Source organism: Acinetobacter sp. ANC 3882, assembly GCF_022549545.1.
In the GTDB taxonomy this organism is placed as follows: Bacteria; Pseudomonadota; Gammaproteobacteria; order Pseudomonadales; family Moraxellaceae; genus Acinetobacter.
In genome coordinates, this window is the sequence record NZ_JAKZGB010000001.1 from 454,095 (window position 1) to 481,060 (window position 26,966).

Annotated in this window: 28 protein-coding genes and 1 riboswitch; of the genes, 12 read left to right on the forward strand and 16 right to left on the reverse strand. The window is 40.5% G+C overall.

Annotated elements, in window-relative coordinates:
• Nucleotides 1-193: 193 nt before the first annotated feature.
• Together pyrH and rimO are read right to left on the reverse strand one after the other, a co-directional pair.
• The gene (gene pyrH / locus MMO42_RS02330) at nucleotides 194-922 is read right to left on the reverse strand and encodes a UMP kinase (RefSeq protein ID WP_005152641.1); all 729 of its coding nucleotides are present in this window, start codon (nucleotides 920-922) and stop codon (nucleotides 194-196) included.
• A gap of 51 nt (nucleotides 923-973) precedes the next feature.
• The gene (rimO, locus tag MMO42_RS02335) at nucleotides 974-2,317 is read right to left on the reverse strand and encodes a 30S ribosomal protein S12 methylthiotransferase RimO (protein ID WP_005293736.1); all 1,344 of its coding nucleotides are present in this window, start codon (nucleotides 2,315-2,317) and stop codon (nucleotides 974-976) included.
• A 328-nt stretch (nucleotides 2,318-2,645) separates the two neighbouring features.
• Between rimO and glnL the strand changes: the two genes are divergently transcribed.
• The 5 genes from glnL (at nucleotide 2,646) to MMO42_RS02360 (ending at nucleotide 7,721) form a co-directional block, all read left to right on the forward strand.
• Entirely contained in the window at nucleotides 2,646-3,755 is a 1,110-nt protein-coding gene (gene glnL / locus MMO42_RS02340) for a nitrogen regulation protein NR(II) (RefSeq protein WP_241319082.1), read from the forward strand.
• The gene (gene glnG, locus MMO42_RS02345; protein ID WP_241319084.1) at nucleotides 3,742-5,235 is read left to right on the forward strand and encodes a nitrogen regulation protein NR(I); all 1,494 of its coding nucleotides are present in this window, start codon (nucleotides 3,742-3,744) and stop codon (nucleotides 5,233-5,235) included. Before glnL ends, glnG begins: the two co-directional genes overlap by 14 nt.
• A gap of 142 nt (nucleotides 5,236-5,377) precedes the next feature.
• On the forward strand, nucleotides 5,378-6,019 hold the full coding sequence (locus tag MMO42_RS02350) for a TetR/AcrR family transcriptional regulator (protein ID WP_241319086.1): 642 nt from the start codon (nucleotides 5,378-5,380) through the stop codon (nucleotides 6,017-6,019).
• Between the two features lie 111 nt (nucleotides 6,020-6,130).
• Nucleotides 6,131-7,051 carry an ornithine carbamoyltransferase gene (gene argF, locus MMO42_RS02355; RefSeq protein WP_241319087.1) on the forward strand — a complete coding sequence of 307 codons (921 nt, stop codon included), beginning with the start codon at nucleotides 6,131-6,133 and terminating at the stop codon, nucleotides 7,049-7,051.
• Between the two features lie 145 nt (nucleotides 7,052-7,196).
• Entirely contained in the window at nucleotides 7,197-7,721 is a 525-nt protein-coding gene (locus tag MMO42_RS02360; protein ID WP_005293719.1) for a protein tyrosine phosphatase family protein, read from the forward strand.
• Here the strand turns inward: MMO42_RS02360 and ispF are convergent.
• The gene (gene ispF / locus MMO42_RS02365) at nucleotides 7,709-8,200 is read right to left on the reverse strand and encodes a 2-C-methyl-D-erythritol 2,4-cyclodiphosphate synthase (protein ID WP_005293716.1); all 492 of its coding nucleotides are present in this window, start codon (nucleotides 8,198-8,200) and stop codon (nucleotides 7,709-7,711) included. The two genes, MMO42_RS02360 and ispF, sit on opposite strands and share 13 nt — an antisense overlap.
• A gap of 98 nt (nucleotides 8,201-8,298) precedes the next feature.
• Between ispF and MMO42_RS02370 the strand changes: the two genes are divergently transcribed.
• Nucleotides 8,299-8,946 carry a hypothetical protein gene (locus MMO42_RS02370; RefSeq protein ID WP_241319089.1) on the forward strand — a complete coding sequence of 216 codons (648 nt, stop codon included), beginning with the start codon at nucleotides 8,299-8,301 and terminating at the stop codon, nucleotides 8,944-8,946.
• 46 nt (nucleotides 8,947-8,992) lie between these two features.
• Here MMO42_RS02370 and MMO42_RS02375 read toward each other — a convergent pair whose 3' ends face one another.
• From MMO42_RS02375 to MMO42_RS02390, 4 genes are all read right to left on the reverse strand, one after another.
• On the reverse strand, nucleotides 8,993-10,237 hold the full coding sequence (locus MMO42_RS02375; protein ID WP_241319091.1) for a D-amino acid dehydrogenase: 1,245 nt from the start codon (nucleotides 10,235-10,237) through the stop codon (nucleotides 8,993-8,995).
• A gap of 180 nt (nucleotides 10,238-10,417) precedes the next feature.
• A riboswitch (glycine riboswitch) is annotated at nucleotides 10,418-10,507 on the reverse strand.
• A gap of 136 nt (nucleotides 10,508-10,643) precedes the next feature.
• Nucleotides 10,644-11,135 (reverse strand): hypothetical protein, encoded by a 492-nt coding sequence (locus MMO42_RS02380; protein ID WP_241319577.1) that lies wholly within the window; start codon nucleotides 11,133-11,135, stop codon nucleotides 10,644-10,646.
• Between the two features lie 115 nt (nucleotides 11,136-11,250).
• Complete coding sequence (fumC, locus tag MMO42_RS02385; protein WP_241319092.1) at nucleotides 11,251-12,645, reverse strand: class II fumarate hydratase; 1,395 nt, start codon at nucleotides 12,643-12,645, stop codon at nucleotides 11,251-11,253.
• Nucleotides 12,646-12,760: 115 nt separating this feature from the next.
• Nucleotides 12,761-13,768 carry an SDR family NAD(P)-dependent oxidoreductase gene (locus MMO42_RS02390; RefSeq protein ID WP_241319094.1) on the reverse strand — a complete coding sequence of 336 codons (1,008 nt, stop codon included), beginning with the start codon at nucleotides 13,766-13,768 and terminating at the stop codon, nucleotides 12,761-12,763.
• A gap of 69 nt (nucleotides 13,769-13,837) precedes the next feature.
• Between MMO42_RS02390 and tusD the strand changes: the two genes are divergently transcribed.
• Genes tusD through MMO42_RS02410 form a run of 4 tightly spaced genes read left to right on the forward strand, consistent with a single transcriptional unit; the run spans nucleotide 13,838 to nucleotide 15,238 of the window.
• Nucleotides 13,838-14,206 (forward strand): sulfurtransferase complex subunit TusD, encoded by a 369-nt coding sequence (gene tusD, locus MMO42_RS02395; protein WP_241319095.1) that lies wholly within the window; start codon nucleotides 13,838-13,840, stop codon nucleotides 14,204-14,206.
• Between the two features lie 43 nt (nucleotides 14,207-14,249).
• The gene (locus MMO42_RS02400) at nucleotides 14,250-14,600 is read left to right on the forward strand and encodes a hypothetical protein (RefSeq protein ID WP_241319097.1); all 351 of its coding nucleotides are present in this window, start codon (nucleotides 14,250-14,252) and stop codon (nucleotides 14,598-14,600) included.
• A gap of 11 nt (nucleotides 14,601-14,611) precedes the next feature.
• A complete protein-coding gene (locus MMO42_RS02405; RefSeq protein WP_241319098.1) occupies nucleotides 14,612-14,887 on the forward strand; it encodes a DsrH/TusB family sulfur relay protein in 276 nt (91 codons plus the stop codon).
• A 39-nt stretch (nucleotides 14,888-14,926) separates the two neighbouring features.
• Nucleotides 14,927-15,238, forward strand: coding sequence for a TusE/DsrC/DsvC family sulfur relay protein (locus MMO42_RS02410; protein WP_005293692.1), 312 nt, complete (start codon nucleotides 14,927-14,929; stop codon nucleotides 15,236-15,238).
• An 8-nt stretch (nucleotides 15,239-15,246) separates the two neighbouring features.
• Here MMO42_RS02410 and MMO42_RS02415 read toward each other — a convergent pair whose 3' ends face one another.
• Complete coding sequence (locus MMO42_RS02415; RefSeq protein ID WP_241319100.1) at nucleotides 15,247-16,110, reverse strand: DMT family transporter; 864 nt, start codon at nucleotides 16,108-16,110, stop codon at nucleotides 15,247-15,249.
• Nucleotides 16,111-16,234: 124 nt separating this feature from the next.
• Here MMO42_RS02415 and MMO42_RS02420 point away from each other — a divergent pair, with 124 nt between their 5' ends.
• Nucleotides 16,235-17,632 (forward strand): PLP-dependent aminotransferase family protein, encoded by a 1,398-nt coding sequence (locus MMO42_RS02420; RefSeq protein WP_241319102.1) that lies wholly within the window; start codon nucleotides 16,235-16,237, stop codon nucleotides 17,630-17,632.
• Nucleotide 17,633: 1 nt separating this feature from the next.
• Here MMO42_RS02420 and MMO42_RS02425 read toward each other — a convergent pair whose 3' ends face one another.
• From MMO42_RS02425 to MMO42_RS02460, 8 genes are all read right to left on the reverse strand, one after another.
• Nucleotides 17,634-18,116 (reverse strand): helix-turn-helix domain-containing protein, encoded by a 483-nt coding sequence (locus MMO42_RS02425; RefSeq protein WP_005152602.1) that lies wholly within the window; start codon nucleotides 18,114-18,116, stop codon nucleotides 17,634-17,636.
• A 172-nt stretch (nucleotides 18,117-18,288) separates the two neighbouring features.
• Nucleotides 18,289-19,527, reverse strand: coding sequence for a molybdopterin molybdotransferase MoeA (locus tag MMO42_RS02430; protein WP_241319104.1), 1,239 nt, complete (start codon nucleotides 19,525-19,527; stop codon nucleotides 18,289-18,291).
• The gene (gene moaCB / locus MMO42_RS02435) at nucleotides 19,527-20,450 is read right to left on the reverse strand and encodes a bifunctional molybdenum cofactor biosynthesis protein MoaC/MoaB (protein ID WP_241319105.1); all 924 of its coding nucleotides are present in this window, start codon (nucleotides 20,448-20,450) and stop codon (nucleotides 19,527-19,529) included. The genes MMO42_RS02430 and moaCB overlap by 1 nt, the downstream gene beginning before the upstream one ends.
• Nucleotides 20,451-20,467: 17 nt before the next feature.
• Nucleotides 20,468-20,983, reverse strand: coding sequence for a molybdenum cofactor biosynthesis protein MoaE (locus tag MMO42_RS02440; RefSeq protein ID WP_241319107.1), 516 nt, complete (start codon nucleotides 20,981-20,983; stop codon nucleotides 20,468-20,470).
• 2 nt (nucleotides 20,984-20,985) lie between these two features.
• Nucleotides 20,986-21,237: a MoaD/ThiS family protein gene (locus tag MMO42_RS02445; RefSeq protein WP_005293674.1), complete on the reverse strand. Its 252-nt coding sequence runs from the start codon at nucleotides 21,235-21,237 to the stop codon at nucleotides 20,986-20,988.
• 24 nt (nucleotides 21,238-21,261) lie between these two features.
• Nucleotides 21,262-22,290, reverse strand: a complete 1,029-nt coding sequence (gene moaA, locus MMO42_RS02450; RefSeq protein WP_241319108.1) for a GTP 3',8-cyclase MoaA — start codon at nucleotides 22,288-22,290, stop codon at nucleotides 21,262-21,264.
• Between the two features lie 295 nt (nucleotides 22,291-22,585).
• The gene (locus tag MMO42_RS02455) at nucleotides 22,586-24,865 is read right to left on the reverse strand and encodes a molybdopterin-dependent oxidoreductase (RefSeq protein WP_241319109.1); all 2,280 of its coding nucleotides are present in this window, start codon (nucleotides 24,863-24,865) and stop codon (nucleotides 22,586-22,588) included.
• A gap of 18 nt (nucleotides 24,866-24,883) precedes the next feature.
• Entirely contained in the window at nucleotides 24,884-25,762 is an 879-nt protein-coding gene (locus MMO42_RS02460) for a MaoC/PaaZ C-terminal domain-containing protein (RefSeq protein WP_241319110.1), read from the reverse strand.
• A 295-nt stretch (nucleotides 25,763-26,057) separates the two neighbouring features.
• On the opposite strand from MMO42_RS02460, the gene MMO42_RS02465 reads away from it, so the two are divergent.
• Complete coding sequence (locus MMO42_RS02465) at nucleotides 26,058-26,951, forward strand: AraC family transcriptional regulator ligand-binding domain-containing protein (protein WP_241319111.1); 894 nt, start codon at nucleotides 26,058-26,060, stop codon at nucleotides 26,949-26,951.
• The last annotated feature ends 15 nt before the right edge of the window (nucleotides 26,952-26,966 follow it).

Genomic DNA, 26,966 nt, shown 5'->3' on the forward strand with positions numbered 1-26,966 from the left:
AATTTAGCCACTCTAAATAAATTAAACATAACGCAGTAACGCCAAAAAATATTCCTGTCCCACAGGGTTATGACTAAAACTTCCTCAAACGTCGTTATGAAACTCAATAAGGGTATCGCCATTATTTTTGCTTCATACCTAGTTTGTGTTGTTTTAGCCTATAACGCAATGCATGGTGAAATATTAACAAACCCTAGTTCGTTACGTGAGTACCCTCTTTTTCGCCCATCACGACAGAAAGCAATGCACCAGATTTGTTCATATCAAAAACTTGCAATGGAACATTGTGGTCACGGCATAAACAAATTGCCGTAAGATCCATCACACCAAGCTTCTCATCTAAAACCTGATCAAACGTTAAATGGTCATATTTAACTGCATCATCATATTTACTTGGATCTTTATTATAAACACCATCAACTTTGGTCGCTTTCAAGATTAAGTTCGACTCGATCTCGATACCACGCAAGCAAGCAGCTGTGTCTGTTGTAAAGAATGGGTTTCCAGTACCAGCAACAAACACACAAACTTCGCCTTGGCTTAAATGACGAATTGCATCACGGCTTGAATATGGCTCTACCACAGTACCAATCGACAATGCTGACATAAGACGTGTTTTGATATTACGGCGTACCAATGCATCCCGCAGTGCCAAACCATTCATTACCGTTGCCAACATGCCCATTTGGTCACCCGTAACACGACCAACCAGACCATCTTTTTGCAATTGGCTACCGCGATACAAGTTACCGCCACCAACCACAATACCCACCTGAACGCCTAGACCAACCAAGTGAGCGATTGAAAGTGACATTTGATCTAATACTTGGGCATCAATACCCATATCTTTATTGCCTGCTAAAGCTTCACCTGAAAGCTTTAGCAAAATACGTGCATAACGTGGATTCTTAGAAGCTGACATACTTTTCTCCAAACCGACCAATCTCAAAACTTTCTTAAATTTAATTCAACATCAAGCAGATTTAATCTGAATTAACTTTGCAAACAAGTCATACTCATCAGCATCCGTAATTTCAACTTCAAGCAAGTTACCTGCTTTAATCAGACTCTTATCAATATCTTCAACAAAAACGTTGCCATCAATTTCTGGTGCATCTGCATATGAACGTGCAACCGCCACTGGAAACTCTTCTTCCAAGCTATCAACCAGTACAGTCATTTTCTGACCAATACGTTTTTGCAATTTAGCTGCTGAAATAGCTTGCTGCACTTCCATGAAGCGTTCATAACGATCTTGCTTGATTTCTTCTGGCACATGATCTGGAAGATCATTTGCTGTTGCACCCTCAACAGGTGAATAGGTAAAACAGCCCACGCGATCTAGCTGAGCTTCTTTCAACCATTCCAACAACATTTGGAAATCTTCTTCAGTTTCGCCAGGGAAACCCACAACAAAAGTTGAGCGAATCACCAATTCAGGGCATTTTTCACGCCACAATTTAAGGCGCTCTAAAGTATTTTCACTATGGGCTGGTCGCTTCATCAATTTTAAGATGCGCGGACTGGCGTGCTGAAAAGGGATATCTAAATAAGGGAGGATTTTGCCTTGCGCCATCAAATCAATGGCAGCATCCACATGTGGATATGGATAGACGTAATGTAAACGCACCCAGATGCCTAACTGACCGAGTGCTTCACACATGTCATAGAATTTGGTCTTAACTGGCTGGCCGTTCCAGAAATCCAACTTGTATTTGGTGTCTACACCATAAGCCGAGGTATCTTGAGAAATCACCAAGATTTCTTTCACACCTGCACGCTTCAATGCTGCTGCTTCATCCAACACCTTACCCACCGGGCGAGACACGAGGTCACCACGCATACTCGGGATAATGCAGAATGTACAACGATGATTACAGCCTTCTGAGATTTTCAAATAAGCATAATGCTTCGGTGTTAAACGAACACCTTGCTCAGGAACCAAATCAATAAATGGGTTGTGCTTTGGCGGTGCTGGTACATATTCATGTACTGCTTCCATCACATCTTGATAGGCTGCTGCACCTGTTACTTTAAGAACATTTGGGTGCATTTGGCGAATTTTGTCTTCGTCTTTACCTAAACAGCCTGTAACGATAACTCGACCATTTTCACTCATGGCTTCGCCAATCGCGTCTAAAGACTCTTGTACTGCAGATTCAATAAAACCACAGGTATTAACAACAACCAAATCTGCACCGTCATAATCTGATGCAACTTGATAACCTTCAGTCTTTAACTGAGTTAAAATTCGTTCAGAATCTACCAATGCCTTAGGACAACCTAAAGATACAAAACCGACTTTGGGGGTCTTCATGAATCTGCGCTCCACTAGAATCGGCGTATTGTATGACTTTTCTTTGCTTACGCATAGCAGCAAAGCCATCTCTTTGTGTAATGCACCAAAATACAACCAAAATTTTAAACAAAACCCTACAACGCACCAATTTGGAACATAATAAAATATTGAAATAAGCAGATGTATGTGAAAAATACCGTATAAATCGATTCTTTCAGAATTAAGTGTTTGAAATTTAGTTAATACAAAGTTGGCTTGTATTTTGCATAAAGTACATTTTAGAAGTTAATGGCTATTCATTAAAATTTATATTTATTGCGCCATTTTAAAACAGGATGATTCACAAATGGATCAACAGAACACTATCGACTATCGACTCTTAGTAGATAATCTGAGCACTGCCATTTTATTGGTCGATAGTAAGCTTAATATTTTTTATTTAAATTCTGCTTGTGAAGCATTATTTGATATCAGCTTGCTCCGTGCCTCGGGTCAGCCAGTATTAAATTTACTTCATGCACATGATGATTCATTTAACACGCATGAAGCTTTATTAAACACATTAGAAAGTGGACAACACTATACCCGTCGTGAAGCGGTCATCAATGTGAATTTCAAACCGATTCATGTCGATTACACAGCGTCACAACTTAATGCAGGTACAAGTTATCATCCACTACTGTTAATTGAACTCAATCCAATTGATCGTATGTTGAAAATTTCGAAAGAAGAAAACTTAGTTCAACAGCATCAAGTAGCCCGACAGCTAGTTCGAGGTGTGGCGCATGAAATTAAAAACCCGCTCGCAGGTATCCGTGGAGCAACCCAACTCCTTGCCCGTAGTTTAGCTGATGATAACTATCGTGAATTCACCGACATTATTATTAGTGAAGTCGATCGACTCACCAACTTGGCGGACACCATGCTTGGCTCACGTCAGCTACCAAGCTATGAACATGTGAATGTACATGAACCCTTAGAACGTGTTCGTTCCCTGATTGCAAATCAAACCAAGAAGAAAATTAAGATCACACGTGACTACGACCTTTCCTTACCCGATGTAATGGCAGATCGTGATCAATTGATTCAAGTCATGCTCAACATTAGCGTCAATGCGGTACAGGCCATGACCGAAAATAAAGACTTTTTTACCGATTCAGAACCTGAACTGGTTTTAAGAACCCGAATCCAACGCCTCGTCACGATCAATGGTGTGCTAAATCGCTCAACAGTTCGCATTGACATTGAAGACAATGGCCCTGGTGTTCCTGAAAGCATCTTGGAATCCGTTTTCTACCCGCTGGTCACTGGCCGCGCCAAAGGCACAGGACTGGGTCTCAGTATCGCTCAAAATATTATGCATCAACATAACGGAATGATTGAGTGTCAATCAATTCCGGGAAAAACCGTATTTAGCCTATATCTACCTTGGGAGTTAAACCATGTCACGAAATAAAATTTGGGTAATCGATGACGATCGTGCCATGCGCTGGGTACTAGAAAAAACCTTTAAAGAAGAGGGTTTTGATGTCACCAACTTTGAAGAAGCACAAACTGCGCTTGAACGTCTACATGATGATGCGCCCGATGTGATTTTAACGGATATCCGCATGCCGGGGATTGATGGTTTAACTTTCTTATCCAAAGTTAAAAATTCGCATCCTGATTTACCTGTAATCATTATGACAGCGCACTCTGATTTAGAGTCAGCGGTATCAAGTTATCAAACAGGTGCATTTGAGTATTTACCAAAACCATTCGATATCGATGAAGCTTTGGCTTTGGTTAATCGTGCGATTTTGCACATTAATAAGTTGCAGCAACAAGAAGCAACCAAAGCTGCATCACCATTACAATCGACCGAAATTATTGGTGAATCACCTGCAATGCAGGAAGTCTTCCGTGCCATCGGCCGTTTATCTCAATCACATATTACCGTATTGATTAATGGTGAATCAGGCACAGGTAAAGAGTTGGTTGCGCATGCACTACATAAACACTCACCTCGTCGTGCCAAACCCTTTATTGCCTTAAATATGGCAGCCATTCCAAAAGACTTGATTGAAACAGAGTTATTTGGACATGAAAAAGGTGCCTTCACAGGCGCAAATACCCAACATCAAGGCCGTTTTGAACAAGCCAATGGCGGTACTTTATTCCTAGACGAAATTGGTGATATGCCATTTGAAACTCAAACACGTTTACTTCGTGTTTTGGCAGATGGTGAGTTCTACCGTGTCGGTGGACATATCCCAGTTAAGGTCGATGTACGTATCGTTGCAGCAACCCATCAAGACTTGGAAAAGTTAGTCAATGAAGGTCGCTTCCGTGAAGACTTATATCACCGTCTAAATGTGATTCGTATTCATATTCCAAAGCTCGCACATCGTAGTGAAGACATTCCGATGCTGGCTCAGCACTTCTTGGCACGCGCTGGCAAAGAACTGGGTGTAAGTCCAAAAATCTTACGCACAGAAACCACAGATTATATGCAACAACTGCCTTGGCCAGGTAATGTGCGTCAGTTGGAAAATACTTGTCGCTGGTTAACAGTTATGATTACCGGTCGTGAAGTTTATCCAGAAGATCTGCCCGCGGAGCTTAAACAAGCTTCTGTGCATAAAAACAATGAAGCCCAAGCCGCCTCAAATACAAGTCCTGCTTTGGTTGAACGCATCGCAGTTCATCATTGGGATGAATTATTGGCTCAATGGGCGATCCAAAAGCTCAAAAATGGTGAAATGAAACTTTTAGATATCGCGACACCAATGTTTGAGCGCACACTGATTAATGCCGCACTCCAACAAACACGTGGACGTAAACGCCATGCTGCTGAGCTTTTAGGTTGGGGACGCAATACTCTGACCCGTAAACTCAAAGAGTTGGGTATGGATTCTACCGATGACGATGACGACGAAGAAATCCGCTCAGCTTAATTAAAAATCAGCCAAAGCGAGTACCAGTTACTCGCTTTTTCATTTGAATTGAGAAATTTTGACACACTCGTAAATTTCATAGCCATACAACAGATATGGTTTTTGCTATACTAGAGTCAACCCAACCACCCCAAAGTAGATAATGACTGATATTTGCTATCCAAGCTGTGCCAAACCTCAAACTCGTCGCGGAGAAGAACGTCGTCTTGCCCTATTATTGTGCGCAACCGATTTATTTCTCGAGAATGGTTATGAAGCAGTGTCTTTGGATGATATCGTTAATCATGCAGGTGGTTCAAAAACGTCTATTTATAAATACTTTGGCAATAAAGAAGGTCTATTTACAGCCATTTGCGATTATCGCAGGGAAGTATTTTTTAAGGGTGTATGTTTTCCGTATGTACCAGAATCAACGGATTTAAGAAATTACCTGACCCAAACCCTACAGCGTTTTTATCAACACATCATCCAGCCCGAAAATATCGCTTTTATGCGCATGTTCACCGAGCAAACGCAAAAGGATATTCAACTTGCACATTATTTCTATGACCAATGTGCACTCAACATTCAAAACACCATCGCTTTCGCACTTGAGCAAGCACATGCAAACAATGAAATCTTCTGTGCTCAACCCAAATATTCGGCAATGATGTATTTTGGAACCCTACGCGATGTTGAATGGCGTAATTTAATGGGCTTAGATGTCACTGAAAACGATGCAGAAATTATTGATTATATTAATTATTCAGTAGATTTATTTTTAAAGGCTCATCAAAAGGTCTAATTCTTTTGCATTTTTTTGAACCTATAGTATAGTATTCAATTCCTTTTTATCCACACCCATTAATCATCACTTAATTATTGTTTTTATTCAATAATTACTGGGGGAGCAAATATGGCGCTTCGGCATTTTCTTACTTTACGAGACCTATCCTCTTTAGAATTGCAACGCATTTTGGATCGTGCACAAGAACTTAAACGCATGCAACATAGCAATACGGTATATCAACCTTTTGCTGGTAAAGTTTTGGGAATGATTTTCGAGAAATCGAGTACACGCACACGTATTTCTTTTGAAGCAGGTATTTGCCAGTTTGGTGGTAATGCAATTTTTCTTTCACCACGTGATACACAATTAGGACGTGGTGAGCCGATTGAAGATTCTGCACGTGTCATTTCGAGCATGCTGGATATCGTCATGATCCGTACTTTTGGTCACGATATTGTAGAACGTTTTGCCTCTTACTCGACTGTGCCAGTCATCAACGGTCTTACTGATGACCACCACCCTTGCCAGTTACTTGCTGATTTGCAAACCTTTCAAGAGCACCGTGGTAGCATTGAAGGTAAAACGGTTGCATGGATTGGTGATGGCAACAATATGTGTAACTCATATATTGAAGCAGCACATATGATGGGCTTTAAACTTAAAATTGCATCACCTGAAGGTTACGAGCCTAAGCCAGAATTTTTAGCTGAATTTGCTGACTGCGCAGAAGTGTTCAATAAGGCGGAAGACGCTGCTGTCAATGCGGACCTGATCGTGACTGATGTATGGGCAAGCATGGGACAGGAAGAAGAACAGAAATTACGTGAAAAAGCGTTTTCAGATTTCCAAGTCAATGAAAAACTCATGGACTTGGCACATCCTGACTGCCTATTCATGCACTGCTTGCCAGCACACCGTGGTGAGGAAATTTCAGAAAATATGCTGGACCACAAAAATGCAGTGGTTTGGGATGAAGCAGAAAACCGCTTACATGCTCAAAAGGCCTTGATGGAATTCTTACTCAACGAAAATCTTAAAAAAGATTAAGTTAAAAAAACAGCATCTCAGGATGCTGTTTTTATTTGTATGCATTCTAAATTGAACAGTGAAATAAAAACACTTATAGTAAGCTAAGCCCTTTAGAATAAGTTTCTCACGATATGAGAAACTCACTCAACACACAGCGGACGTTATGACTTCACTTGAACAAGCCTTATCTCAAATACCAAGCTTCTCTTTGGTGCATGAGCATCTGTTTAGCTCTGCACAACCAACGGCTGAGCAACTTCAACAGATCAAAGAATATGGTTGCAGTACTGTCATTAATCTTGCGACCAGCAAATCAGAAACACATCTGCCGAATCAAGACCAAACCTGCTTAGATTTGGGACTAAATTATATTCATATTCCAATTGACTGGGATGTACCTTGTTCTGAACAATGCTTGTTGGTCTTAGATCTTATCGATCATCTAGTACAGAACGAAATGGTTTGGCTGCACTGTGCTCAAAATATGCGTGTCAGTTGTCTGATGTATCTTTATCGTCAATTCTATATGAATATTGAGATGCCAGCGGCTCAAGAGCTGTTGCATCAAATTTGGGAACCCAATGAGACTTGGACAGGCTTAATTCATAGCATTACCTTACAACTACAAGGTCGTAAAGCAACGCAAGAACTTGAACAGTCATTAATGAATAGCAATCATTTTGCTTGATGTGAAATCAATACTGTTGCTGTTGCCAAGATACCTTCTTGGCGGCCAGTAAATCCTAATTTTTCAGTTGTTGTGGCTTTAATACTGATTTGAGTCACATCAACATCTAAAACATCTGCAATGCTTTGGCGCATCTCTAAGTTGTGCTTTGCCAATTTAGGACGCTCGCAAGCCACTGTAATATCTGCATTATTGAGTTGATAACCACGATCTAAAATCAACTGATAGACATGTTTTAGTAACAAACGACTATCTGCACCTTTGTACTCTGGATCGGTATCTGGGAAATGCTGTCCAATATCACCCAGTGCCAATGCCCCCAATAAGGCATCACTAAGCGCATGTAAAACGACATCACCATCTGAATGTGCCTTTAAACCATGCGTATGTGGAATTTGAATACCTGCCAAAGTAACAAAATCACCTTCTTCGAAGGCATGTACATCCATCCCTTGTCCAATCCGAATTTGAGCAACCATATGATTTTCCTTTTACAATATACCGAACAAATCTTGTATTCAGGCTTTCTATTTCGCTATAGTACGTTGAGCAAATTAGACTGAAAGTATAAGTGATTATGCTGTTTAACACTGTAAAAAATCAATTAAAGAAATCTGGCTATATCATCACATTGAGTTGTTTTTGCTCAACATTTGCCTATGCGGAATCAATTGACTGCACCAGCAAGGATTTAAACACTCAAAAAATCTGTTCCAAGCCATATAAAGAGCAACGTCAGAAACTCAATGCCAAGTTTTTAACGGCCTATTTAGTAACCGATGCCCCGTTACAGTTATTACACGACACCCAAACACTCTGGCTGAATCAAGTACAGCAATGCAAAACCAAAAGCTGTTATCAACAGCAATTTGATGCACGTTTGGACGATTTGAATTTTTACACCTCGATGAATCAAACTTTGACACAGCATTATCTAAAATATGAACAGGGCAAGCTTGCAGCTCAACCTGTACATTTACAGATCCATCAACTGGATAAAGATAAACTCAAAATCGAAGGCACAGCATATCGCAACCCCAATAATCGTGTAGAAACACAGACCTTGTCCTTACTGGCCTATAGCACGCCCGAACAAAAAGGCCAAATCATTGATAATGAGAAAAAATGCCAATATCAGTTCGACTTCCAAAAAGCTTTATTGATTGTAAAATCTGAGCAAAAAGATTGTGGAAGATTTACAGGCATCTATCGTTTGTACGATTAATGGTTTTGAGATTTAAAAGCCGATGTTCTCACATCGGCTTTTTGCTTTAGTTAGGGTATTTTTCTGCAATTTCTTGACTAATCAATACCGCTGTTGCAGCAGATAAAGTCCAACCCAAGTGTCCATGCCCAGTATTATAGAACACTCGAGCCTGTTTACCTTGTTTAACCACAGGCAACATATTCGGCATCATTGGACGAAGGCCTGCCCATGGAACCACGTGTTCCGTCGAAATATCAAAGTTTTGATTGACCCAGTTAATCAAAGGCTGAATCCTGTCAGCGCGAATATCCCGATTATAACCATTGAATTCTGCTGTGCCCGCAATACGTAAGCGGTCTGCACCTAAACGCGATGTCACAATCTTCGCACTTTCATCCAGCAAACTCACCCACGGCGCATTTTTCACACTACGTTCATCTTTCAGTTGCACCGTAATGGAATAGCCTTTGACTGGATAAACATTGACACTATCACCTAACATATCGGCCAATTGGTAACTTCCCACCCCACCACATACCAAAATCAAATCCGCAACAATTTCAGTAATACCATCAGCGCTAGGATTGACATTTTCCGAGCTGTTTTTGCAATGAACAACTACTTTATCTTGATTGAATTTGACATCAACAACATCTAAGCCAAAACGATATTTCACACCATATTGCTGAGTTGTTTCAGCCAAGCCAACTGAGAATTTATGAATATCTCCTGTTGCATCCCCAGCTGTGTAATACCCACCAAAATAGTCGCCTGTTAAAGTAGGCTCAATAGCTCTCATTTCTTCTGGTGTAATCGCGTTCCGCTCCAGCTTACCTTCGACCAACACATCATTGACCTTCTTTGCAATCTCATAGTCTTCTTTGGTGTGATACATATGTAAAATGCCGCGTTTTTCCAAGTCAAACGAGATACTTTCCTTTTCGGCAATCTCAAACAAACGTTGTCTTGCCAGAAGTGCTAAACGCACTGTCTCTATGGTATTGGCTTTATAATTTTTAATATGCGTTAGAAACTCAATCAACCAGCGATATTTGTGTGCACTAAAGGATGGATTGAGCAATAAAGGGGCATCCTTTTTACTCATCCACTTAATGCCTTTAAGCACCGTTGCCTTTTGATTCCAAACTTCGGCGTTACAGGCAGACAGTTGCCCGCCGTTGGCAAATGAAGTTTCCATGGCTGGAAACAGATGACGATCTATCACCGTCACTTCATAGCCCAATTTATTTAATTCATAAGCAGACGTTACACCCGTAATCCCCGCACCAATGACAACAACATGTGGCATAGCAAACTCCTAGAAATGCATAACATTTCTTAATGCATAGCCCCATCTGTCATGGTACCTGAGAGTTTTGGCAGATGATTACCAATTAATCATTTAGCCTTCCCCTTCGGTGAGTGTTTATCATAGAAGAAAAATGGTTGTTAATTTCTATAAGTTGAGCACTGCTCTCCAGATTGTATTTCTATTATTACAGTCCTTCTGCCTGAGAGTTTCCGGGGTCGTTGCTCCTTCGGCGAGTTCATTGAAGAACTTCTCTCCCGCAATAATATTTATATCCTTATAAGCAATATATATGCCGCATAAAAATACAGACACTAAATTCTTGTAATTGTTTGTAGATTAAGATTTATGCGGTTTAAAATCAGCTGAAGCATAAAAAAGCAGACTTAGAGTCTGCTTTTCAACATTAAAATTTGCATTGCAAAATTTGTTCTGGAAACTGCCCTTTCCACAATTCACGTAACTTTGGCAAATAGAATTTTTCACCAATCATCACCAGTTCAGCATCGATCAGCGCATGAATCTCATGCATTAATACATAATCCAAGGCAATCAAGGATAATTGGGGTTGTTTCTGTGCAATTTGCTTACGATTACTTTGTGCTTTTTTTACCAATTCATTGGCAAAGTTTTTATCTTTATAAGTGGTAATCGCACTTAATCGTAATTCGATAATGCCCCAACCTTCTAATAATTTTTTAAAAATTTCAAAATCTTTAGAAGTCGCTTCCCACGTTACATTTTCCAGATCATTGTCTTCTGGCAATACAGGTAACAATAAATCAGCGGTGCTCGGAAAAATTTTCTTTAAATTCAACAGAAACTTAACAGGATTTTCATTTGGAAGATCAGAAAACTGGATGTTGGTTTTTGTATCCGTTAAATAAATATTCAGCATAAGGAAGCAACAGTCTGGTAAATCAAACGAGTATTGTACGCAGTTCACTTTATAAAAACTACTCATAAAAAAATCCCTCTAACAAAAGAGGGATTTTGTATTACAAATAAAGAACTTACTTACTATTTGGAGAAACCATATTTTCAGGTTTAACCACTTCATCAAATTGCTCAGCAGTGACTAAACCAAGTTCAACAGCGACTTGCTTCAAGGTTTTATTTTCCTTATAAGCAGTTTTTGCGACTTTAGCAGAGTTTTCATAACCAATCACAGGATTCAACGCAGTGACCAACATCAATGAGTTGTGTAAGAAGTGATCAATCTTGTCACGATTTGGTTCAATACCTACTGCACAGTGATCATTAAAACTATTACATGCATCGCCCAACAACTGAATTGATTGCAGCAAGTTATAAGCAATCACAGGCATAAATACATTCAGCTCAAAGTTACCAGAAGCACCTGCCACATTAATCGTAGTGTCATTACCTAAGACCTGAGCAACAACCATGGTCATTGCTTCACTTTGGGTCGGATTGACTTTACCTGGCATGATACTTGAACCAGGCTCATTCTCTGGAATACGAATTTCACCAAATCCACAGCGTGGACCACTCGCCAACCAGCGAATGTCGTTGGCAATTTTATTCAGACTGGCTGCCAAAGTTTTTAATGCGCCTGATGCAAATACTGCAGCATCACGGCCAGCCAATGCTTCGAACTTATTCGGTGCGGTCACAAAAGGTAGACCTGTTAATTCTGCTAATTGCTCAGCAGCTTTAACCGCATAGTCTGGATGTGCATTTAATCCAGTACCTACCGCTGTGCCGCCCAAAGGCAATTCATACAGACCAGAGAGAGCTTGCTGCAAGCGCTTCAAACCATGCTCTAATTGTGAAACATAACCACTAAACTCTTGTCCTAAAGTCAAAGGAGTCGCATCTTGCAAATGGGTACGGCCAATTTTAACAATATCATCAAACTCTTCTGACTTACGCTGTAAAGTCTCTTTCAACTTCTCAACAGCCGGGATGAGTAATTCATTGATTTGAATACTTGCAGCCACATGGATTGCAGTTGGAAACGAGTCATTGGTTGATTGTGCGCGATTGACATGATCATTTGGATGTACTGGCTTTTGTGCACCCAATACTTGTCCTAATTTCTGATTGGCAATGTTTGCAATGACTTCATTACAGTTCATATTACTTTGCGTACCTGAACCCGTTTGCCAAACCACCAATGGAAATTGTGAGTCCCATTGCCCAGCAATCACTTCTTCAGCAGCACCAACAATATATTGGCTTAAATCTTCAGGAAGCTGTTTTAGTTCAGCATTGGTAATCGCAGCTGCTTTTTTCACCAGACCCATTGCACGAATCATGGCACGTGGCAGGCGCTCTTGACCAATCTTAAAGTTCTGTAAACTTCGTTGCGTTTGCGCACCCCATAAGGCTTCATTCGGAACTTCAATGTCACCCATTGTGTCGTGTTCAATTCGCATTTGCATAAACAACCTCTGCTCTATTTGGTTAAAGTACTTACGGGCTGAAGCAAAGTGATGCTTTGGCTAGTTGCCGTTATCCTAATCAAAGCAGGCATAATTGTAAATAAGAATCATTATCTTAATTGCCTTTTAAGGTATTCAAATAAAAGCGCCATTCATCTTCAATCATTTGTGTTAAAGACCGTTTTGGTGACCAGTTAAGAACTGTCTCTGCTTTCTCAATTGTTGCACCTAATTGTGCAATCTCATCATGCTGAAATACTGCGGGTTGAACATTGACCTTGGCCTGAGTGACTTTCTCAATTTCGTTGAGTAAATTTTGAATAGAGGTCACTTGTGAATGCGCGATATTGAATGATTCCAAGCAATTATTCTGTGAACTTAGCCAATTTAAGGTCATTAAAATAGCATCACATGCATCTAGTACATGTAGGAAACTTCGCTCTACAGTACCATCGGCAGTCGGTGCTTGATTCTGTAATTCAATACATTCACGCTGCATTGCAGCAACTTGTAAAGCCAAGGGTACGATATTCTTCGGAAGTTGAGTAACAAATTCACCTAATACACCATGCTCAAATGCACCCACAATATTGGACAAACGCAGATTTACGATCCGCCATTCAGGGTCTGCACGATAGGTATCGGCAATGATATCTTCAACAATTTGCTGGGATCGAACATAAGGATTTGAATATTTATAATTGAACTCAGTATTTTCCTTGAGTTCAGCACTCGATTGACCATAAACGGCTAGACTGGACAAATTGATTAACTGCCTTACACCCATCCGCTGCATTGCTCTGAGCAAGCTCATAATGCTGCTAACATTGTCATTATAATATTCAAGTGGTTTTAGCGCAGATTCTTCTAGTGATTTAAAACTGGCGGTATGAATAACCGTATCGATTGAATACTGTTCAAACACTTTGTTCAAGGCTGGGGTATTACGAACATCAAGCTTCGCGAATGGGATATACGTTCCCGAAATATATTCTAGACGCTCCAATGTCTGCAGGGTTGAATTGGCTAAGTTATCTACAATGACTATCTCTTGCCCATGAGCCAACAAACTCAAAGCAATGTGTGAACCGATAAAGCCTAAACCACCTGTCACCAAAATCATTGTATACTTACCTTCCCTTAAATCTGTCCATCATCATTTTTGCCAACTTCAACCCATAGTGAATATTCAATGAGTACACTACTGCTAATTACTTCAGCACCTACGTCCATTATGGCTTGGCATGCTTTTGGTTTAGCGCAAGCTTTACAAAGTAAGCATAAAGAATTTCGTGTCTTCTTTTACCAAGATGGTGTTCAGGTCGCGAATGATTTACAGTGGTTTCCTGATGATCAACGCAATCTAAAACAAGAATGGCAAAAGCTCGGCATCCGACTCCCTGTCTGTGTCAGTGCTGCCCTTGCTCGGGGAATCACTGATGCGGACAATGCAAAACGTCATTCTCTACAACACCACAACCTAGCCAATGGCTTTGAATTGGTGGGTCTCGGAGAGCTTGCTGACGCAATACAAAGCTGTTCTCGATTAATTCAATTTTAATTAAAGTTCTTTACTAGAGTGTTGCTTTGAAAAGGTAAATTGTGTGAAATCTGTACTCGTCATTCTAACGCAACCTAACTTAACAAGTTTGCAAGTCAATGAAAGCTTGTCCGCAACTATGGTTTTAGCAACCTTTGGTATTTCTGTCAAAGTATTATTAAAGTGTGCGGCTCTTAGCTTATTAAACAATAATTTAGAATTTGATCAATTTAAACACGAGTTCAAAATCGCAGCCAACATGGTCGAAAGTTTCGAATTCTACGATTTGACGCCAATTCTAATTGAATCTAAAAATCAAGAGCTTAGCATAGTCAAAAATACCGATCAGGACATTGAATTTGTTGATCTGAATCCTGAGTTTATTCAATCATTTGATCATATTCTGTATTGGTAAGGTACCTTGCTATGGAAAATACAACACTCATTTTAGTTCAATCTACAGCTGATCTGATTTGGTCCGATCTATTAAAAATGGCACAATCTGATGACTGTATCGTACTTATGGGTGATGCTGCTGCTCAAGTGCCTTCATCCATTACAACGATTTATCACAACATTTATTGTTTAACCAATGAATACAGCCTTCTTTCTGATGACGTGAAAGACCAGATTCAGGAAATTAACTATGCACAATTTGCAGATTTGGTCTTAAAGTTTAAGCGCTGTATTTCATTGAAATAATATGTATTCGATTCATTCAAAACTTTGTTAGGCTTTTTTATGCAGTTAGAGTTAGATCAAGACGGTCATTTGGTTGATTACACTATTTGGAATCAAGACGTTGCTCAAGAGTTAGCAAGGTCTCTGGATTTACAGTTAACAGACTGGCATTTTGAAATTCTGCATGCAGTACGCCAATTTTACCAACAGTTTGGACACTCACCAGCCACACGTCCGCTCATTAAGTTTTTAATCAAAACTGTGAGTCCCGAGATTAACAATGCGGAATTACAACAAAAATTTAATACAGGTTTAGTTGCTCGCCATTTGAGTCGTTTAGCTGGCGTGCCTAAACCTGCAAATTGCTTATAATTTTTGAGTTACGCAAATTTCTTGGCACAAGCAACACAGGCAATGACTGCAATTGTGACACCAAACATGGCTGGGCTTACTTGCTCATGTAATAAGGCTGCTGCAATGACCAAACCAAAGATTGGTTGCAATAGTTGAAGTTGCCCAACTGTAGCAATCCCTCCTTGTGCTAAGCCCTTGTACCAAAAGAAAAACCCAATCAACATACTAAATAAAGACACGTAGGCCAGACCAAGTTTTGCCGATGTTGAAATTTGTGCAAAGCTCACAGGCATATACAGATATGAAATGAGCAGCATGATCGGCAATGTGATGATCAGTGCCCAGCAAATCACTTGCCAGCCACCGAGATGCTTTGATAATTTGCCGCCCTCAGCATAGCCAAAACCACACAGCAAGATTGCGGCTAACATAAAAATATCACCGTAATTGAATGCCCAACTTCCAGTTTGAATCAGCATATATCCAAAAACCAGTGACGCACCTAAAATTGCAAATAGCCAAAATACGAAATTCGGTCTTTCTCCGCCGCGTAACACACCAAAAATAGCCGTTGCCAAGGGTAATAATCCAACAAAAACGATGGTATGTGCAGCACTTACATACTGTAATGCCAAGGCTGTGAACAGAGGAAATCCAACCACGACACCAATGGCGACGTAAAGTAAAGGAAGCCAGTCCTTTCGCTCTGGTAATTGCTGCCGTGATAATAAAATCAGTACGAGCCCCAAAATACCTGCAATTGCCGCACGTGCAGCGGTTAAAAAGGTAGGGCTGAAATCCATAACTGCAACGCGTGTTGCAGGCAATGAGCCTGCAAAAATAATCACGCCAATCAGCCCATTCATCCAACCACTACTTAAAGTTTTCATTTAAATTCTCCAGATCTATGTGAAGAATTTAAACTGTGTTATGGTTTATGCACCATACACACTACAGTACAATTTTAAATAACTGTACTGTATTAATAACCAATACAGTCAATGATCAAATACAATGAAAAGTACAAAGATTGATTTCGTGATGCAACACATCCATGAACAAATTAAAACTCGTTCATTACTTCCGGGCTATCGTTTACCTTCGGTACGCGCTTTGGCAGGATCATTGCATTTATCTATTTCAACCATTGTTGAAGCTTATGAACGTCTTGCTTCGCAAGGAATTATTGAAGCAAAAACAGGTTCAGGCTTTTTTGTTGCAGGGCCACTTGCTCCATTATCGATTTCTGAAATACATCCTCAGATTGATCGAAGCATCGATCCTTTATGGATTTCAAGGCAAGCATTAGAGGCAAAACAAGGTGTTTTAAAACCCGGCTGTGGCTGGTTGCCTGATGACTGGATGCCACATGAAAATATCCGTAAAGCCATCCGTAAGGTCTCTAAAGCCAATCCACATATTTTAACCGACTATTCAACCCCACTCGGTCTTGCTCCATTACGGGAGTTGCTCTCACGAAAAATATTAAGCAAAGGTATTGAAGCAGGACCCAATCAAATCTTATTAACCGATTCTGGCACACAGGCGATCGATTTGATTTGTCGTTATTTCTTAAAACCCAATGATGTAGTTTTAGTAGATGATCCTTGTTATTTTAACTTTCATGCCTTACTCAAAGTCCATCAGATTCAAATTATTGCTGTCCCTTATACGCCTACGGGTCCTGATCTTGAGGCCTTTTCTCACGCGATTCAAAACCACAACCCACGTCTATATATCACCAATTCTGGCATTCATAACCCAACCGGTGCCATATTGACAGCAGCAACAGCTTATCAAGTCCTAAAACTGATTGAGCAATCCAATCTAATCGTAATTGAAGATGATATTTTTGCGGATCTAGAGCGACACAGTGCCCCTCGTCTTGCTGCATTGGATGGCTTATCGCGCGTTATTCACATCGGCAGTTTTTCTAAAACTTTATCTGGCTCAGTTCGTACTGGGTATATTGCAACCAAGCCAGAATGGATCGAAGACTTAACTGATATCAAAATCGCGACTTGCTTTGGCGGAAGCAATTTATCCTCTGAAATTTTATTCGCGGCTTTAACCGATGGGAACTATCGAAAATATCTAGAAGAGTTGAAAGTCCGTTTGGCAAAAGCAATGGATGCAACCATCAAACAGCTGGAAAAATTGGGAATCACGGCTTGGACTCATCCCTCAGCAGGAATATTTGTCTGGTGTGAATTACCAGAGCATTTTGATACAGCACGTATTGCACAGCGCTGCCTAGAAAATGGCGTGATTTTGGCTCCGGGAAATGCATTTAGCCAGAGTCAAAATTTTAAAAACTTTATTCGTTTTAATGTCGCTCAATCACTGCAACCCAAGGTTTTTGAAGTTCTATCTCAAGCGATTCAACAAGAGATAGAACGACAAAATTTATAAATCAGGCGCTTTGCTTCTTCTGCTCTATAAAAGCGAAATAACCAGGTCCAGCCGCGACTCGAACATCTTTGGCTTGAATCGGTTGATCGCACTCAGAACACACAACTTTCGGGTTGATTTTTCGACCACAGCTTTTATGGGTAAATTCAACAGGTTTACCGAGTCCCATATCCATCCATTTATCTGCCCATTGCACCATTGACAGAATGATTGGATAAAGGTCTAAGCCTTTGTCTGTCAATTGATATTCAAAGCGCTCTTGACGATCAACATAAGGAACTTTGGTTAAAATCCCATGTTCGACCAAACGCTTTAAGCGCTCAGAAAGTACATGGCGTGTGAGTCCCAAACTCCGCTGAAAATCATCAAAACGGCGTATACCCATAAATGCGTTACGTAAGATGAGCATTGTCCAACGATCACCCAGTACTGAAAGCGTCCTCGCCACTGAACATGGCTGGTCGCCAATTTCGTCCCATTTCATTATTATCACCTAATCATTTTTTAGAGTTTTTAAAAGACATGGAATCTATGTCTTGAACCGTAATGCTTAGAAACTAAACAATATAAAATATACACTAAACCACCTTATCCATCAGATGCAATATTGGTACTTGGCTAAAAGTGACAAAAACATTGAATGTTACATAAATTCATCAATACGATGAATGATGGATGAATAAACCGCTAAGCACTTGCCCTGCTTGCAGCTGAATATTGGCAGGAATACGCACCAAACTATTTGCTTGCATTAAATTGCTTAACATATGTGATTGCTGTTTTGACAAACTCTGTAGCTTCAATTGTCCCTGTTCAAAATAAGCATTCATCCTCAAAAACCGTTCACGTGCATCCGACTTCAAATCATGTGTCAGCATCCCACTAAACCATTGCAAGGGCTGACGTTGGTTCTGTAAAGCATCTAATAGCGCTTTGCCATAGACTTGCATACACACATAAACTGCTGCAGGATTTCCCGGTAAGCCCAATAGATAACATGCGTGATCTTGTTGTATAAACTCAGCAAAGAAAAGTGGTTTTCCTGGTTTTTGTTTTACTTTCCAAAAGACTTGTTCAAAACCTGTTGCAAATGCGCACGGCCGAACAAAATCATAATCCCCAACCGAAACCCCACCAGTGGTGATAATGAGGTCATATTGCTGTTTTAACTGCTCAAAACATTGACTTACTTGTTCAGCTTCATCCGCAATATGCAGGATATCCACCTCTAAACCATAGTCTTTCAACCAAGCTTTAAGCAACGGACCATTCGCATCAAAAACTTTACCTGTCTGTAGATCTTCTGGTGTTTCAGCAACTTCATCGCCCGTAATCACCACCACAACTTTAGGCGCTCGAAACACATCAATGTGTGGTATGCCAGCCATACTGAGTGCTGCAAGTGCACCAATATTGATTCGTTGCCCGACATCCGCCAATTGCTGACCAGATTGCACTTCTTCACCGACAAAGCGGATATCTGCTTGAGGTTTGATATGTTCAATCAAGCGAATGGTGAGATCGCTTTCAACTTTAACAATTTCCTGTCGCGCGACATGGGTCGTACCATCAGGCGTCTTTCCGCCTGTAAATATCCGAATCGCTTGCCCATCAATAAGTTGATGCTGAGTTTCACTCCCCGCTTTAATCTCACCAATCACCTCAAAAGTACAATTTTGAAGATTCTCAAGCGTGCTGCTCAATGCATAACCATCCACAGCACTTTGTGAAAAACTAGGTAAATCCACCTTCGAACAGACCGCTTTGGCTAAATAGCGATTGAGACAATCCCCCAATGGCAGAGTCTCAACAGTTAAAGCTTTAGGTCGTGTCTGAACCAATGCCAAAGCTTCATCGATACTGATCAAACCTTTTTCAGCGCCACATCCAGACATTATTCATATCCTCCCGGATGTGGTAAGTCTCGACATACATCAAAAATATGGACCAAGGCAGGTAAGATTGCAGCCATGGATTCGCTTGCCCCACCACGACTTCCTGGTAAAGTCACCAGCAATGAGCGATCAATAAAGCCAGCAACACCACGTGACATCGCCGCATATGGGGTTCGTTTTTGCCCAAATGAACGCGCGGCTTCCATTAAGCCATCTAATTTTCGTTCCAGTAATGGTTCTAATGTATCCACGGTAATATCGCGCTTACCGATCCCTGTCCCACCAACCGTCATAATACACGCATAAGATTTGGTCAGCTCTAAGACTAAGTCTTTTAACTGATCAGCTTCATCGGGCAAAATTTGATAATGAATCGGATCAAAGCCTGCTTCCGTCAAGGTATCCAGCACGGACTTACCAGCAGTATCTGGTTTACGACCCGCGGCAACCGTATCAGATAGTACAAGCACTGCCGCTGAAACAGGTTGACGTAAAGTACGTTTAAAGTGTGATTTCCCACCTTTTTTCTTCAGCAACTTGCATTGATCCAAACACAGCTCTTCAGGTTCACAATGCGGCTTGAGCATATCATACAGGGTTAAACCTGCCAGACTCGCAGCGGTTAATGCCTCCATTTCCACACCAGTTGGACCAATGGTTTCAACCGTCGTCAGAATTACGACATAATCATCGTGCAGATCATATTCAACATCCGCACGGTAAATCGGTAAAGGGTGGCAAAGCGGAATCAGCTCATCTGTTCGTTTGGCTGCCAAAATACCGGCAATACGCGCTGTTTTTAAAGCATCCCCTTTTTCTGTATTACCGTCACGCAATAGTTGGATGCAATGTGCTGGCGCATGTAAAACGGCTTGTGCTTCTGCAACACGATAACTTTCGGGTTTCATCCCAACATTTTTCATTTTAACTTCCTGACGCTTTATTCGTGTGTATGCTCATGTTCACAGTGTTGATGATGGTGGTCATGTTTATGAGAGGGGGAATGAACAGCTTGCCCAGTCTGATCTTTACGAATACAGCAGCCCTCGACATATTGACTGGTTCCATCCATAAAAAACTCTTCTTTCCAGATCGGTACCTCATGCTTAACGCGCTCGACTGCCTCTTCACACGCTTGAAATGCTTCACGGCGATGGGCTGCATAAGCAATGGCAATAATCGCAGTTTCACTGACATCCAAATAGCCAATCCGATGCATCACCCGAACATAAGAGACTTGATATTTATCTTGAATTTCCTGTTCGATTGCACGAATCATTTTTTCCGCCACAGGCGTATAAGAAGTATATTTCAGTGCCTTAACTGCTTTGCCTTCGTGATGGTTACGTACCGTGCCAATAAATATGTCAATGCCACCACATTCAGGAAATGACTGAATTGGATCAAAGCTATCTAGGCCCAAGGCCTGATCTTGGACGCGGGCAAATTCACGCATGTTTAACCTCCTGCTACTGGCGACAACAAGACTAATGTACAGGACCTATCTAGTGCCGTTTGACGGGTCACGATATCTTCACCAATCGCACAGGCACATTTTTCCATGGCTGTGCTGGCATCGGGATACAAGCTTGTAATGTGTGACAATACATCTTTAACCATTTGATCTTCTGCAAACTCAAATGCAAGCGCTTTGGGTAATAACCGTTCAATTGCACCAAAAGCTTCTATTTTTATCTCAATCGTTTGCATATCTTCTCCAGACCAATTTCCTTCCTAACCACCGAGCATGTGCATGCTAATTTTACGTGCCTGCTGATGTTGTATGGCATGATAACCCTGCGCTTTATTCCAAATATAAGGCTTAATTTTTTGCTCAAGATGATGAAATTCGACCTGCTTGAATTCAGATTTTTGTTTGATTGCTTGTAATAGATCGGGTTTTATATTTAAGCCTTGTCTTGCAAACAAACAATTATATAACTCGCCTTGAGCCGTCAATCGAATTCGGTCACAGTCACCACAAAATGAATGGGTAATTGTTGAAATAATACCGAGCTGATATTGATCATCAAGCTGATATAAGCGCGCGGGTTCATGCTGCTGTGCTAAGACCTGAATATCATAATGCGGCGCGAGTTGCTTTAAAATTTCCGCTTCACTCACCACGGCTTGATCCGTCCAATGCTGATCACCATCAAGTGGCATGAACTCGATAAACCGCAATGGGATTTGCTGTTGTTTGGCCCATTTTACCATAGGAACAATTTGATCATCATTCTGACCTTGCATCAGTACACAATTGATTTTAAATGGCAGGCCAACTTCTCTTGCAGCTTCAATACCGGCCAATACTGGCGCAAGCTCTTTTTTCGTGAGTTGTTTAAATTGATGTGCATCCAAACTATCAAGGCTAATATTTAGATCATCCAGACCCGCTTGCTTTAATTGCTCCGCATATTTCGCCAAATAGTGACCATTGGTTGTGATTGAAATACGCTTCAACCCTAAAGCTCTTAAATCTTGCAAATCACGAATAAAATGCACCACACCTTGACGCATCAATGGTTCACCACCCGTGATACGGATGTTTTCAATACCTTGTCTAACCATGTACTGGCAGAAAATAAAGAGTGCTTCGAAACTGAGTAGATCTTGTTTTTTCATCCATTCAGGATGTTCAGGCATACAGTAAATGCATTTGAAATTGCAACGATCCGTCACGGAAATCCGCAACTTGCGTTTAATACGACCATACTGATCTTGTAAGATCGGTATGCTCGAGTCATCTATTTCATGCTTCATTATATGCACTCATATTGTGAATCTTTTGACTGGGTTTAGCACAAGTTCTGTGCGTCCTTGTTTGACTCATCACAGTGAATTGTTTTTATTACAGCAATAATTATTCCAGTTTTAAGCCTTCAGTGTTGCCTCTGCTGCTTATTCACTCAAACCAGCAACGCTTTCAATCTATAAACAAAAATAGGCTTTGTCCTGCGTATTTTTGTTCAAATTGTTTTGCACCATTCGACAGCATGTTTTATTGCCTATGCAAGAAGATGGTGCAAATACATCATAAAATCAACTCTTCTATCGTCTAAGTATTTAAACGCTCTAAACGAACGGGTACATATTTATGATATGGCGTCTTAGACAATGGATCACAATGCTGAGCAGAAGTTAAACGATTCAGTTGAGGCCCTATTGGCTCACCACCACGGTAACGTAAGCCATAACCATGGGGTAATGACACTACACCCTTGCGCATTCCTTCATCGAGTTCAACCATGACCTGAATCTCCCCATGTTCAGAAATACACTGCAGCAGATGACCAGTTTCAACGCCAAAACTCAACGCATCATCGGGATTCATCCTCAAGCGGCCTTCAGCATCAACTTTACGCCATGCAGGGTCACGATAAATTTGGTTGGCGTTATAACTTCGGCGTTCACCTGCCAGCAAAATAAAGGGATATGCATCGGTCAAGCTCAGGGACTGTTGTCTTAACTGTGCCAATTCGATAAACATCTCTGGAATCGCTAAACGAATTTTTTTGTCTTTATAAGCCAGCAAATCCCATACATCTGCATAGTCATGTTGAGACAGTACAACTCCAGAACGTTGCTGCAAAATGGTTTGGAATAATTTCACCCCCAGATTGAAGCGATTGCCTTCATAACCTGCTTGCTTCACAGCCTTATAATACCGAGCCGCATATTGCATACACAATGGAAGTAACAAGGCTGTAGAAGCAGCTTCATTGGGTAAGGTCTTGCCTAAAGTACGATACACAATCGATGCTGCAAATGGAGTCAACTTTTTGTTTCCCGCAAAATTCGCAGCAAGCGCACCAAAGTAAGCAAGATATGAGGTATTAGCCGAATCTTTTTCCGCGATTTTACTCAGGATAGGAAATTGTTTCGGTATCATCTGCATAGCTTCAAGCAAGCGCGTGTAGATCTCAGCCTCAGGCAAACTATTCCCTTGAGCTTTAAATAATGGGTGACGTAAATGGAAACCATTTTTAGGAAATTCCAGATTAAAGCCTGTGAATTCCCACTTTTCAAATTGACTATGTGCGGGTAAAACATAATGCGCTAAACGTGCTGTTTCAGTCATTGCTACATCCACAACCACCAATAACTCAAGTGACTGGAATGCTTGCTCGTATGCAACTGTATCTGGATAAGTCAGTAAAGGATTACAGCTATCTACAAATACCGCACGAACACGCTTTTCTCCTGCCTTTAAGATTTCATCAGGCAAAATATTGGGTGGGAAAAAGCCAGAAATCGGGAACATTTTATGGTAAACCGTACGGCGATATTTTGGATTCCGCTCATCGGTATTGGTCAAAATCGGGATAAACATAGTATGCAGGTTATTGCTACCTTGTTTGCCAAAATGACCTGCCAATAAATACAAAAGCTTTTCAAGATAACCATTCAAGGTGGTGTTCAAGGTATGTTGAATGCCTAAGTCGATCCGTACACACCCCCGCTTTGCACGAGAAAAATCACGTACCACCTGATAAATCAATTCCACCGGAACATCTGCTTTCTGAATATATTCTTCAATCGGAATCGCAAGAAATGCCTGTTTGACCTGATCAAAACCATGCGTGTGTTGCTGGATGAATTGATGATCATACAACTCTTCTCGCAACATAATTGCGATCATTGCTGACATCAGATAAGCATCGGTTCCAGGTTTTAATTGCACATGAATATCAGCTTGTTTCGCGGTTTCCGTCACCCGTGGGTCAAAAACCACCATCGTTCGATTTGGATCTTTTTTGATATGTTTTAAGGTATCTCTTGCATTTGGAATACCATGTGCCTGAAAGGGATTGGTTCCGATAAACAGTACATAATCTGCATGTTCAACGTCTTCGGTGGTATGACAAGCCTGACTGCCGAACAAACGTCCATTAACCCAGAAATCACCCGTTTTTTCTTGAGCCAATGAATTATAGGAATAGAAACTTTTCATCGCATAGAGCAATTGACGGCCATACGCTGCACCTAAATGATTACCCTGCCCAGCGCCACCTACTGATGCAAATGCAGTTCCACCATGTGTATCACGAATCTGTATTAACTGTTGAGCAATTTCCTGAATTGCTTGATCCCAACTGATCTCTTGATATGAACCATCCACCTGACGTTTTAACGGTGAAGTTAAACGATCAGCATGTTGTTGATAATGCTGTAAACGTGCGGCTTTTTGGCAAATATAACCTTGAGAAAAAGGATTCTGATCATCACCTTTAATTTTCTTGAACTGGTTATCTTCAATTTCTACACTGAGTCCACAATTACGTGAACATAAAATGCAAGCGGTTACATCCTGTTTGGTTGCTGTAGCAGTCGTCATTTTTATCACCTTATTATGTTATGAATATTGACCCGTTAAACAGATTTGTCCTGCCGAGCCCACAACCCGAACATAGTTTTGTGTTGGTTCGGTACTGATCTCAACTTGATTATGTTGTGACGGTAATTTCACTGGCTTTAAAAAGCGCACATCAATTTGCTGTATTGTCTCAGGCAATAATTCATAACTACGCGCAAACATGCCAAATCCATGTAATACCTTTTGACCAAAGCTTGAAAGTTTTGCCAAAGGACCAACCCAATGGATTGGATTAAAATCACCTGTCAATAATGCGAATTTAAAACCATCATCTGCTGTCGCAGACCATTCACCCAAACTTTGCCAAGTTTTATGCTCTGTTGTTTCTGTACGTTTGCTTTTCTCAAAATGAGGCAGAATAAATGCCATGTGCAGCACGGTCTCAACTAACTCAGGTTGTGCAATCGTACCCGTGGTGATTTGCACAGAAACACGTGCTAGACCATTTCGTTCATCTACATTTGCAATTTTAGCTTGGATGAGCAGTTCCTGATCTCGTGGAATCTTGCCATGCACCTTGAGGCTGACCCCTTGATTAATGACTTGGCTCAATGGATAGTTGGTTTGTAAAAGCAAACGCATTGCAAAGGAAAGTCCCCATTGCGACACCATATGCGGCGGAATAGAAGCTTGATATTTACTGGCTTCGGCACCACTCCATCGCACATATTGATCTATTAATTCAAGGCTTGGTGGATTGATCACTTCATTAATTGGTGCTAACGACTGCCAATCGGTCTGCTGCGTTTGCTGATGCTTTTTGAGGCTACGCAAACCAATTTTTCCAAGACCTGCCAAAGTTGCCTGATGTTCAAATAAAACGTGCAAGGGTATTTGCTGGTAACGAATGCCAAACATATGAAACTCCTGTTCCTTTATTTTTCTCACTTCCCAAGCCATAGTGGGGTAAATTTCAGTCCTGATCGGACATGCCTGATATGGTGAAAGCTTAATTAAGTTCCAAAATAGAACTCATTTACCTAAAGGTCAAGTGCACTCATCATAAATTTAACAATAAATAGATGCCAAGAACTCCTATCCCGTTGTTAGGCAGGTCTATTAAAAAAGCAATTTGATAAAGAAAATTGATACTCCTTCTCTTTAATTCCCTTAATCGCTAATATATCTTTTTAGCTAAAAATATATTCAAAAAATGAAAAAGGGATTTAGTGTTCATAAATATGTTGTTTTGAATAATAGAAAAGGATTCTATTTATGGGCAATGAAAAATGATCAACAAGCACTGTATGAGTCAATCTCTAAAGGTTGGGTCGTACTTGAAAATTTTCCAGGAGAACGTATCCCACTTGAAATTGTAAGCCGAGAAATTAAAACAATTGTTACTCTTGCCAATGAGCCAAACTTAGGGCTAAAAATCATTGATAATGGTGATATTAAGCTCTCACCTTTTTATAAAATCGTCACACTTGCATTAGGACCAGCTTTAAATAAAAACATTCCTTTACCTTCTGCTTTTTTAATACGACTAATTGTTCATTATTTCAAAATTTTGACCGAAGTTGTTGATATTGAGCTGCAAGAAACAGGACATAGTATTCACATTATATTTAGACCCAATCTACCCGAACTTTTCAGTTACCATCAGGTTGAAGGTGCAATGCTTGCCGTTACACGCATGATCGCCCATTTACAAAACCATTGGCCTAATCAAATTGAGTTTGAGCATAAGGCCGATTTTGTTGATCATAGAATTTATTTAAAAACGTTTAGGACTTACCCACTTTTTGAGCAAGCGAATAACCAATTAATCTACAGTTGCGCCGAATATACAGCGTTAGATGCGACCATCTTAATTAACCCGTTCATCAACTCTATCGAAAAACAATTTCCTGAAATCTCTTATAAAGAGAAAATAAACCTAGTAATTTGTACAACGCTAGGTTTCCTGAGTCCGAATATTAAAATGATAGCAAACTCATTGAGTATTAGTATTAAAACTTTACAAAGGCGATTAAATCATGAAAATACGACCTTCAATGATATCTTGCTAGAGGTTCGTAAAAAGAGAGTTTTGAATATCTTGTAGTACAACAATTTACCT

What these genes read in the sequence shown, in the direction of transcription:
- pyrH (WP_005152641.1), bottom strand. Translation starts at nt 922, where the DNA reads ATGTCAGCTTCTAAGAATCCACGTTATGCACGTATTTTGCTAAAGCTT.
- rimO (WP_005293736.1), bottom strand. Translation starts at nt 2,317, where the DNA reads ATGAAGACCCCCAAAGTCGGTTTTGTATCTTTAGGTTGTCCTAAGGCA.
- glnL (WP_241319082.1), top strand. Translation starts at nt 2,646, where the DNA reads ATGGATCAACAGAACACTATCGACTATCGACTCTTAGTAGATAATCTG.
- glnG (WP_241319084.1), top strand. Translation starts at nt 3,742, where the DNA reads ATGTCACGAAATAAAATTTGGGTAATCGATGACGATCGTGCCATGCGC.
- MMO42_RS02350 (WP_241319086.1), top strand. Translation starts at nt 5,378, where the DNA reads ATGACTGATATTTGCTATCCAAGCTGTGCCAAACCTCAAACTCGTCGC.
- argF (WP_241319087.1), top strand. Translation starts at nt 6,131, where the DNA reads ATGGCGCTTCGGCATTTTCTTACTTTACGAGACCTATCCTCTTTAGAA.
- MMO42_RS02360 (WP_005293719.1), top strand. Translation starts at nt 7,197, where the DNA reads ATGACTTCACTTGAACAAGCCTTATCTCAAATACCAAGCTTCTCTTTG.
- ispF (WP_005293716.1), bottom strand. Translation starts at nt 8,200, where the DNA reads ATGGTTGCTCAAATTCGGATTGGACAAGGGATGGATGTACATGCCTTC.
- MMO42_RS02370 (WP_241319089.1), top strand. Translation starts at nt 8,299, where the DNA reads ATGCTGTTTAACACTGTAAAAAATCAATTAAAGAAATCTGGCTATATC.
- MMO42_RS02375 (WP_241319091.1), bottom strand. Translation starts at nt 10,237, where the DNA reads ATGCCACATGTTGTTGTCATTGGTGCGGGGATTACGGGTGTAACGTCT.
- MMO42_RS02380 (WP_241319577.1), bottom strand. Translation starts at nt 11,135, where the DNA reads ATGCTGAATATTTATTTAACGGATACAAAAACCAACATCCAGTTTTCT.
- fumC (WP_241319092.1), bottom strand. Translation starts at nt 12,645, where the DNA reads ATGCAAATGCGAATTGAACACGACACAATGGGTGACATTGAAGTTCCG.
- MMO42_RS02390 (WP_241319094.1), bottom strand. Translation starts at nt 13,768, where the DNA reads ATGATTTTGGTGACAGGTGGTTTAGGCTTTATCGGTTCACACATTGCT.
- tusD (WP_241319095.1), top strand. Translation starts at nt 13,838, where the DNA reads ATGAGTACACTACTGCTAATTACTTCAGCACCTACGTCCATTATGGCT.
- MMO42_RS02405 (WP_241319098.1), top strand. Translation starts at nt 14,612, where the DNA reads ATGGAAAATACAACACTCATTTTAGTTCAATCTACAGCTGATCTGATT.
- MMO42_RS02410 (WP_005293692.1), top strand. Translation starts at nt 14,927, where the DNA reads ATGCAGTTAGAGTTAGATCAAGACGGTCATTTGGTTGATTACACTATT.
- MMO42_RS02415 (WP_241319100.1), bottom strand. Translation starts at nt 16,110, where the DNA reads ATGAAAACTTTAAGTAGTGGTTGGATGAATGGGCTGATTGGCGTGATT.
- MMO42_RS02420 (WP_241319102.1), top strand. Translation starts at nt 16,235, where the DNA reads ATGAAAAGTACAAAGATTGATTTCGTGATGCAACACATCCATGAACAA.
- MMO42_RS02425 (WP_005152602.1), bottom strand. Translation starts at nt 18,116, where the DNA reads ATGAAATGGGACGAAATTGGCGACCAGCCATGTTCAGTGGCGAGGACG.
- MMO42_RS02430 (WP_241319104.1), bottom strand. Translation starts at nt 19,527, where the DNA reads ATGTCTGGATGTGGCGCTGAAAAAGGTTTGATCAGTATCGATGAAGCT.
- moaCB (WP_241319105.1), bottom strand. Translation starts at nt 20,450, where the DNA reads ATGAAAAATGTTGGGATGAAACCCGAAAGTTATCGTGTTGCAGAAGCA.
- MMO42_RS02440 (WP_241319107.1), bottom strand. Translation starts at nt 20,983, where the DNA reads ATGCGTGAATTTGCCCGCGTCCAAGATCAGGCCTTGGGCCTAGATAGC.
- MMO42_RS02445 (WP_005293674.1), bottom strand. Translation starts at nt 21,237, where the DNA reads ATGCAAACGATTGAGATAAAAATAGAAGCTTTTGGTGCAATTGAACGG.
- moaA (WP_241319108.1), bottom strand. Translation starts at nt 22,290, where the DNA reads ATGAAGCATGAAATAGATGACTCGAGCATACCGATCTTACAAGATCAG.
- MMO42_RS02455 (WP_241319109.1), bottom strand. Translation starts at nt 24,865, where the DNA reads ATGACGACTGCTACAGCAACCAAACAGGATGTAACCGCTTGCATTTTA.
- MMO42_RS02460 (WP_241319110.1), bottom strand. Translation starts at nt 25,762, where the DNA reads ATGTTTGGCATTCGTTACCAGCAAATACCCTTGCACGTTTTATTTGAA.
- MMO42_RS02465 (WP_241319111.1), top strand. Translation starts at nt 26,058, where the DNA reads ATGAAAAAGGGATTTAGTGTTCATAAATATGTTGTTTTGAATAATAGA.